Source organism: Pseudomonas sp. K5002 (genome assembly GCF_013386655.1).
Classification (GTDB): Bacteria; Pseudomonadota; Gammaproteobacteria; order Pseudomonadales; family Pseudomonadaceae; genus Aquipseudomonas.
The window spans coordinates 1-324 of the sequence record NZ_JACARK010001734.1; the positions used below are offsets into that span (position 1 = coordinate 1).

General features: G+C 66.7%; 1 pseudogene. It reads left to right on the forward strand.

The features are described 5' to 3' along the window. A pseudogene (locus tag HX846_RS38990) lies at positions 1-324 on the forward strand (MFS transporter); the annotation flags it as partial.

Sequence of the window (324 nt, forward strand, 5' to 3'; positions counted from 1 at the left end):
CACCGGCGGCACCCTCCTGATCTGCCTGGGCCTGCCGATGCTGGCCACCGTCACCTCGATTCCCTTGCTGATGGCCGCACTGTTTGTGTTTGGTGCCGGCCTGGGCACGGTGGACTCCACGGTCAACCTGCAAGCGGTGATGGTCGAACGAGCCAGCGGCAAGACCATGATGTCGGGCTTCCACGGGCTGTTCAGCCTGGGCGGGATCGTCGGAGCGGCAGGTGTCAGCGGGCTGCTGGGGTTGGGCTGGTCGCCGTTGCAGGCCACCCTCGCCGTGATCGTCGTCATCGTAGTGGCCTTGCTCAAGGCCGGGCCACACCTGCT